The organism is Dietzia sp. DQ11-71 (genome assembly GCF_014144995.1).
In the GTDB taxonomy this organism is placed as follows: Bacteria; Actinomycetota; Actinomycetes; order Mycobacteriales; family Mycobacteriaceae; genus Dietzia; species Dietzia kunjamensis.
In genome coordinates, this window is sequence record NZ_JAALDT010000473.1 from 1 (window position 1) to 8,009 (window position 8,009).

An 8,009-nucleotide genomic window follows, 5' to 3' on the forward strand; every position below is an offset into this window, starting at 1 on the left:
GACCCCGAGGCGGGGTGGCTGGGCAGCGCTTGCTGCCGGGGCGGCTGCCCGGTCGGGGGCCGGCACCGCGGGCCGTGCGTCGGCGTCGGCGTCGGGGAGAGGTCGTGGGGCCACGGTGGAACCCTAGACCAGACTAGTTGTTAGGTGAGCCTTGCCTGTGTGGTTTGATCTGTATCCATGACCAGAATCTCACGCCGGCGCCGCTCGGTGCCCGCCCTGATCGCCATGGCCCTCGCCTCCGCGGTGGCCCTGTCCGCGTGCTCCGGCAGCAGCGACACTGCCGAGGCCTCCTCGGACGACGCCTACACCGTCACCCACGCGATGGGCGAGACCGTGATCGACGGGACGCCCGAGAGGGTCGTCGTCCTCGACTCCCCGCACCTCGACGCGCTCGTCGCACTCGGCCACACGCCCGTCGGGATCACCGAATCCGGCGCCGGCACCGGCGCCCCGCCGTACCTCGGCGACGTGGACGCCGAGATCGTGGGTCTGACCTCCGAGCCCGACATCGACGCGATCGCCGCGCTGGCCCCCGACCTCATCATCGGCGCCAAGGTCCGCCACGAGGCCATCTACGACGAGCTCTCCGGCATCGCCCCCACCGTGTACTCCGAGAACTCCGGCACCGACTGGCAGGAGCAGGCGCGGATCACCGCCGCCGCCGTCGGCGAGGACGACGAGATGGAGCAGCTCATCGACGACCTCGACACCCGCATCGCCGAGGTCGGTGAGCAGGTGGGCGCCGAGGGCACCACGCTGTCGATCGTCCGGTTCCGCCCGGACAACTTCCGCCTCTACGGCCCCGAGACGTTCTCCGGCTCGATCCTGTCCCAGATGGGCTTCGACCTGGGCGAGCGCGAGTGGAACGAGTACTCCATGGCCGAGCTCTCCCCGGAGCTGTACGAGCAGATCACCGGCGAGGTCGTGTTCTTCACCAACCCCGGCGGCGACCCGTCGGCCACGACCATGGCGACCGTGACCGGACTGTGGGGCGACCTGCCCGCTGTGAAGTCCGGCCAGACCTATGAGGTCGAGGACGAGACCTGGATGGTCGGCATCGGCGTCCTCGGCGCCGGCGAGATCCTCGACGACGTCCAGGAGATCCTGGGCTGATGCGCCCCACCTCCCTCGACCGTGATGCCCGCGCCGGCGCCCAGCTCGAGCGCGGGCGCGGGCTCACGGTGGAGGGGGCGCGGCTCGCCTACGAACGCCGGGTCGTGGCCACCGACCTCGACCTGGAACTGCCCGAGGACGCGTTCACGGTGATCGTCGGCCCCAACGCCTGCGGCAAGTCCACGCTGCTCAAGGCGCTGGCCCGGGTGATCGCTCCCGGCGAGGGGCGAATCCTGCTCGACGGACACGACCTGCACAAGCTGCGGACCAAGGAGGTCGCCCGCCGGATCGGGCTCCTGCCGCAGGGCGCCGTCACTCCGGAGGGGATCCGGGTCGACGACCTGGTGGCCCGGGGCCGACACCCGCACCACAGCCCACTACGCCAGTGGAGCCGCTCCGACGACACCGCCGTGACCGCCGCGATGGCCGCCACCGGCGTGTCCGATCTGGCGACCCGGTTCGTCGACGAACTCTCCGGCGGCCAGCGCCAACGCGTGTGGGTCGCCATGCTGCTGGCCCAGGAGACGCCCATCCTCCTGCTGGATGAGCCCACCACCTACCTCGACATCGCGCACCAGTACGATGTGCTGGACCTGCTCCGAGACCAGCACGAGAGCGGTCGCGCGGTGATCGCCGTGCTCCACGATCTCAACCAGGCCGCCCGCTACGCCACGCACCTGGTCGTGATGAAGGACGGCCGCGTGGTGGCCACCGGCGCCCCGGCCGAGGTCCTCACCGCCGAGCTGGCGGAGCAGGTTTTCGGGCTCCCGTGCCTGATCGCGGCCGACCCGGTGACGGGAACGCCCACCGTGGTCCCGCTCGATCGGCGTGGCCGGAGCTGAATCCGGAGCCACGGTGTTACCAATTCTTGGTATCGTTGCCGCATGGGTCAGAACACCTCCATCAGTTTGGACCAACACTTCATCGACTTCCTCGCTCGCGAGGTCGAGTCCGGGCGCTACCGTTCAGCCAGCGAGGTCGTCCGAGCAGGGCTCCGGCTCCTCGAGGACCACGAAACCCAGCTCGCCGCGCTGCGCCGCGCGCTCATTGCCGGCGAGGAGAGCGGTGCGCCGGAGGAATTCGACTTCGACGCGTTCATCGCGACCAAGCGAGCATGAAGAGCTATCGGCTCACCCCCGCAGCCCAGAGCGACTTGTACGAGATCTGGGATTTCACCCGGGAACGCTGGGATATCCAGCAAGCCGAGACGTACATATCGGAGATACGAGCGGCAATCGAACGCGTCGCCGAGGAGCCGGCGCGTGGACGCGACTGCGACGAGATCCGCCCCGGGTACCGTCGCTACGCGATCGGCAGCCACGTCGTGTTCTATGTGGAGACGGAAGGCACTGTGGATGTCATCCGGCTCCTCCACCAGCGAATGGATCCGTCCCGTCACGTGTGAGATAGACGGCTCCGGCGCCCGACCCGGCATCTGCGTCGGTGGGGCGGGCAGGTGACCTTGTCGTCGTCGTCGTTCTTGTCGTCGTCCTCGCCCCCAGTCTTACCGGTCCGGCTTGAGGCCGTTCTCGATGCCCCACGCGACAGCCTGCGCCCGGGTGGTCACGTCCATCTTGCGGTAGGCCGAACGCACGTAGGTCTTGACCGTGTTGAGCGAGAGGTAGCACTGCTCGGCGATCTGATCATTGGACAGCCCCTGCACGATCAGGCTGACCACCTCGGCCTCACGGTGCGAGAGGCCGGCCTCCTTGGCAGGCCACTTGTCGGGACCCATGATCGGCAGGCCCGTTCCCGTGAGGGTGACGCGGTTCCCGGCGGCGATCTGCTCGATGCCGCTCACCAGCTCAGGCGCGGTCAGGGACTTGGACAGGAACCCGTGGGCGCCCGCGTCGAGGCTGTCTCGGACCGCGGCCGGGTCCGAGGTGAACGAGTAGACGGCGACCGCCCCGATGGTCGGATCCTGCAGGAGGTTCTCGAGGCGGTCGTCCTTGCCCAGGGACGAGGCGAAGGAGTCGTACAGGGCCACGTCCACCGTGGCCGATCCGCTGGAGACCATCTCCTTCTCCACCATCTCGATCCGGTCGGAGTAGGGGGCCAGGAAGGCGTTCACCCCGGCGACGACGACGAGGTAGTCATTGACCACTGTGACCCTGATCGGCATGGGCAAAGCCTAGCAACGGATCACAACCGGCCGCGCCAGCGATTACACCCCTAAGGGTGAGGCGCGCCGGGGCGGTGTCGGTAGACAATTCGACGTTGATCTTCCGCCATCCGCGACAGGAGTACGAGTGCCACGGTTCAGGAATCTGACACCCACATCGGAGTACTGGGCCTGGAGGGACGACGGAGCGTGCGTCGGGGACCCCGACCTCTTCTACAGCGCGGAGGACGAGCCCAAGGGAGTGCGTCGTCGTAAGGAGGACGCCGCCAAGGCGATCTGCTCCGGCTGCGCCGTGCTCGAGACCTGCCGGAAGTTCGCGATCGAGGCCGGCGAGCTCTACGGCGTCTGGGGTGGGATGACCGAACTCGACCGGCACAAGCTCGCCGGGCGGCAGCGGACGGGGTGAGATGAGGGGTTCCAAGCTCACGCGAGCTACCCGGGCTGGGGTGGAGCTGCAGTCCTCGTACCGACCCGCCCCAGGTGAGGATGTAGGAACGTACCACGCACTCGCGTGGGAGTCTCGACATGGCCCACGACGCCTGCCCCACCCATAAACCACCCTCGGAACTGACACTGAAAGCTCGGAACGCTCTGGTTGGCGGCCTCGTCGAGTGCTCATAATTGAGCGATCGGTGCTGGTCTCGCCTGAGCAAACGCGATCAAAATCGACCTCGCTATGAGATCGGGGTGCGCGAGGCGGCGGTCGCCGCGCGGCGGAGGACGGCCGGTTCCGTGCCACCCGGTGACTGCGGGCCGGTACCAGCCGGCCCGCCACTTCCGCTGCCCGTTGTCTGAGACGTCGACGTCATGGGCATTGCTTGCCGTTGGCCCCGGCGCGCCAGCCTTGCGGCAGCGCTGCCGAGCTCCCGATCACGCGAGGGCTCAACGATGAGGTCGTCCAGTCACAGTTTGGCGGTATAAGGCCAGCGCGCAGCCGCGCGACCGGTGGCGATGACAACGACGTTGCGGCGGTGATCCAGAGTAGGGGTGCGCGCCGACTGATGTGTACTGCATGAGTGCGGGATGGATCGGCACTACTGCTAGAGGGCAGGGCCCTGAGGGGAAGGCATGCAGGAGCCGTCAGGACCTAGAAACGCCGGATCGCCGATGTCGGTCCGCCAAGCGGCGGTAACCGCTCGGCTAGTGTGGGATCTGTGAGTACCCATGAGCTCCGAGACGACGATGTCAACGTTTTGACGTCTTCGCCGCAAATCGAGTTGCCGGTGGAGAGTTATGCTGCCGCGCCGATCGTGGAAGCAATAATGTCCATCGAGGTTGAACCAAGACTGGGGCTTGAACTCGACTCTTTGGAACACGTATACGGCGATCAAGATACCTTCTCAGGCCCTACGGTGACCGCTGAAGCTGTCGGCGAAGTCCGTTACACACTTAGCGACCCCCCCACCGCCACCAGAGACGCGCATATTAAGGGCTACACGTTTGAATCAAGCGCCACGCCTTATTCGGAGGAAGGTGAGCACGTAGCGTTCTGTGGGGCGACTGAGTTCGTGTACTCCACCACTGAGAAATATTTGACCTGGGAGAGATTCCTCGCGCACGCCACGAATGCCCTTTCTAGCTATGTTGCGGCCGTCGCCCCACGCCGGATAGTAGCTGTAGGAATTAGGTACATTAATAAGATCGAACTCCCCGACAGAGTAACAGATATTCGCGACTACGTAAGAACCACTGTCGAGATCCCTTCCTTCCTGACGCAATCCGCGGTAGGATTTTTCGGCAAAATAGTCCTACCCATAGCGGAAGAGGGCACGGTCGCTATCACGACAGCCAGCCTGCCGCCGGATGGCGACGAGCCTGGCGGCGTTCAGGTTGTTTTGGATATCGACGCACGGCGGCCCGTTGTGATTGATGTTTCGGCGGAGAGGATGGGGGATCAATTGGTGGACGAGTTGGCCTCGCTAAGGGCGGTAAAGAACTATGCTTTTGAAGCCTCTATTACGGACGCTACAAGGAGTTTGATCCGATAATGACACTAACTGATAGGGCTGCGGGGATTTCGCACCTACCGTCTTCGGAAGATAAATTCAACTCCGCGTATAAGGCGATCTTGTCAGGCTCAGGAAGTCCCGGATACATGGCAATTCGATCGGCGCTAAGTGGTAGCGAAGCGCGCGCGGATGAATTCGCTAAGTCGGTAAGGCTTGTAGTCGCCAGCGAAAACGTCTTAGATTCCGAACTCAAAACGTTTGTTTCGCGAGTGCTCATTGAAAACTATGTGAACACTCTAGGCTCGGCGGGGTCCGATGAGCGGCTTACAGATGCTTCACTGGGTCCAGAGGTGCACGAGGGGGATAGAAAAGCTTCTGCGGTGGTGGCCGGTCGAGGCATGGAAGTCGATGACTGGAAAAAGATCGCCGGCAACTTAATTGCTCGGTTGTCCGTATATCGACGTTTGGTTGAAGAAAAAACGGGATCAATACCGAGCGAGCTACTTCCCGAGGAGGACGCGGTGGTTCACGACGCCGGTTTCGATGCCCGGCTGGAGGAAAGGCTAAGTAGCGACGATCATGTAGAGCGTCGCGCGTCGGAAGGATTTGCCTCGGTCGCGTTGGATGACGCTGGACGTATGGTCGAATACCGGCCAGACGGATCTACGGTCGTACTTGACTGGTGAATCCGCGCCTAGACTTGGTCGTGGGTTGCAACGGCGCGGGTAAGTCGACACTAGTCGATCGACAATTGCAGCCGCTACTGGGTGTGCCGTTTGTAAATGCGGACGAGATCGCTAAACGCAAATGGCCGACAGACCAAGAGTCGCACTCCTACGAAGCAGCAAAGGTCGCGGAGTTAACTCGGAACCAGCTTATTGTGCGCCGCAGGTCATTCATTGCAGAAACGGTCTTTTCGCACCCGTCGAAGCTCGAACTAATTGATCGTGCCCGCGACGCGGGTTTCCGAGTGGTCCTCCATGTATTGATGGTGCCCGAACAGTTTGCAGTCGAAAGGGTCCGTCTGCGCGTGAATAGTGGCGGCCATTCTGTTCCCGAAAGCAAGATCCGTGAGCGTTACCACCGTGTGTGGCCTCTTGTTCAAGCTGCCATCCCACGCTGTGGGCAGGCAACGGTATACAGCAACGAGCGCTCAAAAACGCGCGTGGTTGCGCAATATATCAATGGCATACTTGTGGACGAGCCTGATTGGCCAGATTGGACTCCGGCAACGCTCTTGCGTGGTTCGCGAGAGCTGTAAATCGCCAAATGGTCGGCGCAGGCTGGCTGGTTGACCTTGTATTCGCCGCAGTCGTGATTGCTCCCTCGAGCGGCCTGGTTGTAGCCCGAAACCGCCGCTTCCTTTCTCTGCTCGTTGGTGGACGCGCATTGACGAAAAAAGTTCCCTGCCGCGGCCGGAGTGCCAACCGGCCGTGCAGTGACCGCCCATCCCGTCAGTTCCGCCTTCCCAATGCTTGGGGGCGGACGCGGGAGAGCCGTCGTCGTCGGTGCAGTTCCCTTATCAACCTTCCGTAATCGATCCTTCACCCGCGTCCCGGTGTGCGTTAGCGTGGAGCCGAGCCTGTGAGTCGAGACCGTCCGAGCGGACGCGGGGGAGTGACCATGACGCGCCCATCGATCCGAGGCGGCGTCGCACTCGCCGTCGCAGTACCCGTGCTTGCGCCGGCCGCGTGCAGCCCGCAATCGACCGAGCCTCCTGTAGTGGAGCGGGATACCATCCGCGCCCTGGACATTGTCGAAGGCAAGCAGGACGAACCCATCGAGCTGGCTGTGGACGGCGGCGCCGACGGGGTGACGGTGACGCACCGCAGTATCACCCTCGCGCCCGGGGTCGGCACCGGTCGACACTGCCACCACGGACAACTGGTCGTGGTTGTGGAGCAGGGCGAACTCACCCACTACGCCGACGCCCACCCCGGCGGCGTACACGTCTACCGCGCCGGCGATTCGGTGGTCGAAGACCCTTGGTACGTGCACGAGACGGTCAATGAGGGGTCGGAGGACCTGGTGGTGATGGTCACCCACTTCACTCCGGAGGGGATGCCGACGGAGGAGACGGATCTCGCGAAGTGTGAGCAGTAGGCAGCCGGTGTGACCAGCGACCCTCCTGCCCGGGTTACGCGTAGACCGGCGCCCACGCCGGGTCGGGGGACCGGACCTCGAGGTACGCGGTGGCGGAGTCGGTGTACGCCAGGACGAACGCCACCAGGTGGGCCCCGAGCAGCACCCACGCCGACCACAGGGTGATGTCCCAGAGCGCGGTGACCAGCGTGAGGCCTGCCGCGATCGTTAACAGCGCCCGCGCCCACCGCTCGCCGTCGCGCAGTTTCACCGCGGCCACCACCTGCAGGACTATCGCCGACACCATGCCCATCGCGATGATCGCGCCGATCCATGCGACCCCCGGGGCGGCGGTCGACACGTCCTCGGGGCCGCCGAGCGGCACGACGAACCCGAACAGGTCGGTCGCCGCCAGCACGCCTGTGATGGTGAGCGTGCTGAACAGGCCGCAGAACAGCCAGATCCACGACGCGGCGGTGACGGTCGACGGGCGGGTCATGCGGTTACCTCTCCACGAGAACGGAACAGATTGCCTATAGCGTGTACCGCCGCAGACAGGTGTCGATAGAGTGCGTCACACCTGATTTTTTCGGCGCAGCGAGGAGGGTCCCGTGCCCGCGTGGAACACGACCCGTGCGGCGGTGCGGTCCGACACCGTGGCACGCGCGACCGCGCGATGTGCCGACACGCGGCGCGGCGTGCTCGTGGTGGGGCCTCCGGGCGCAGGCGCCAGCCGGTGCGCG

11 protein-coding genes are annotated in these 8,009 nt (G+C 64.8%); 9 read left to right on the plus strand and 2 right to left on the minus strand.

The features are described from left to right. Nucleotides 1-177: 177 nt before the first annotated feature. Genes G6023_RS14770 through G6023_RS14785 form a run of 4 tightly spaced genes read left to right on the plus strand, consistent with a single transcriptional unit; the run spans nucleotide 178 to nucleotide 2,518 of the window. Nucleotides 178-1,113 carry an ABC transporter substrate-binding protein gene (locus G6023_RS14770; RefSeq protein WP_182636215.1) on the plus strand — a complete coding sequence of 312 codons (936 nt, stop codon included), beginning with the start codon at nucleotides 178-180 and terminating at the stop codon, nucleotides 1,111-1,113. Beyond that, nucleotides 1,113-1,955 carry an ABC transporter ATP-binding protein gene (locus tag G6023_RS14775; RefSeq protein WP_067716058.1) on the plus strand — a complete coding sequence of 281 codons (843 nt, stop codon included), beginning with the start codon at nucleotides 1,113-1,115 and terminating at the stop codon, nucleotides 1,953-1,955. The genes G6023_RS14770 and G6023_RS14775 overlap by 1 nt, the downstream gene beginning before the upstream one ends. A 42-nt stretch (nucleotides 1,956-1,997) precedes the next feature. After that, nucleotides 1,998-2,231 carry a type II toxin-antitoxin system ParD family antitoxin gene (locus tag G6023_RS14780; RefSeq protein ID WP_182636216.1) on the plus strand — a complete coding sequence of 78 codons (234 nt, stop codon included), beginning with the start codon at nucleotides 1,998-2,000 and terminating at the stop codon, nucleotides 2,229-2,231. Further along, nucleotides 2,228-2,518, plus strand: coding sequence for a type II toxin-antitoxin system RelE/ParE family toxin (locus G6023_RS14785; RefSeq protein WP_132064193.1), 291 nt, complete (start codon nucleotides 2,228-2,230; stop codon nucleotides 2,516-2,518). The genes G6023_RS14780 and G6023_RS14785 overlap by 4 nt, the downstream gene beginning before the upstream one ends. A gap of 99 nt (nucleotides 2,519-2,617) precedes the next feature. On the opposite strand, the gene G6023_RS14790 is transcribed toward G6023_RS14785, so the two are convergent. Continuing rightward, a complete protein-coding gene (locus G6023_RS14790) occupies nucleotides 2,618-3,235 on the minus strand; it encodes a response regulator transcription factor (RefSeq protein ID WP_159148594.1) in 618 nt (205 codons plus the stop codon). Between the two features lie 127 nt (nucleotides 3,236-3,362). Between G6023_RS14790 and G6023_RS14795 the strand changes: the two genes are divergently transcribed. From G6023_RS14795 to G6023_RS14815, 5 genes are all read left to right on the plus strand, one after another. After that, nucleotides 3,363-3,641, plus strand: coding sequence for a WhiB family transcriptional regulator (locus G6023_RS14795; protein WP_182636218.1), 279 nt, complete (start codon nucleotides 3,363-3,365; stop codon nucleotides 3,639-3,641). 748 nt (nucleotides 3,642-4,389) lie between these two features. Continuing rightward, nucleotides 4,390-5,223, plus strand: coding sequence for a TIGR04255 family protein (locus G6023_RS14800; protein ID WP_132064194.1), 834 nt, complete (start codon nucleotides 4,390-4,392; stop codon nucleotides 5,221-5,223). Between the two features lie 107 nt (nucleotides 5,224-5,330). Then, a complete protein-coding gene (locus tag G6023_RS14805) occupies nucleotides 5,331-5,870 on the plus strand; it encodes a hypothetical protein (protein WP_132064195.1) in 540 nt (179 codons plus the stop codon). Continuing rightward, on the plus strand, nucleotides 5,867-6,445 hold the full coding sequence (locus G6023_RS14810; protein ID WP_182636220.1) for an ATPase: 579 nt from the start codon (nucleotides 5,867-5,869) through the stop codon (nucleotides 6,443-6,445). Before G6023_RS14805 ends, G6023_RS14810 begins: the two co-directional genes overlap by 4 nt. Before the next feature lie 362 nt (nucleotides 6,446-6,807). After that, nucleotides 6,808-7,287: a cupin domain-containing protein gene (locus G6023_RS14815; protein WP_182636222.1), complete on the plus strand. Its 480-nt coding sequence runs from the start codon at nucleotides 6,808-6,810 to the stop codon at nucleotides 7,285-7,287. Nucleotides 7,288-7,321: 34 nt separating this feature from the next. Here the strand turns inward: G6023_RS14815 and G6023_RS14820 are convergent, their stop codons facing one another. After that, the gene (locus G6023_RS14820) at nucleotides 7,322-7,765 is read right to left on the minus strand and encodes a hypothetical protein (RefSeq protein WP_067716069.1); all 444 of its coding nucleotides are present in this window, start codon (nucleotides 7,763-7,765) and stop codon (nucleotides 7,322-7,324) included. Nucleotides 7,766-8,009 lie beyond the last annotated feature (244 nt).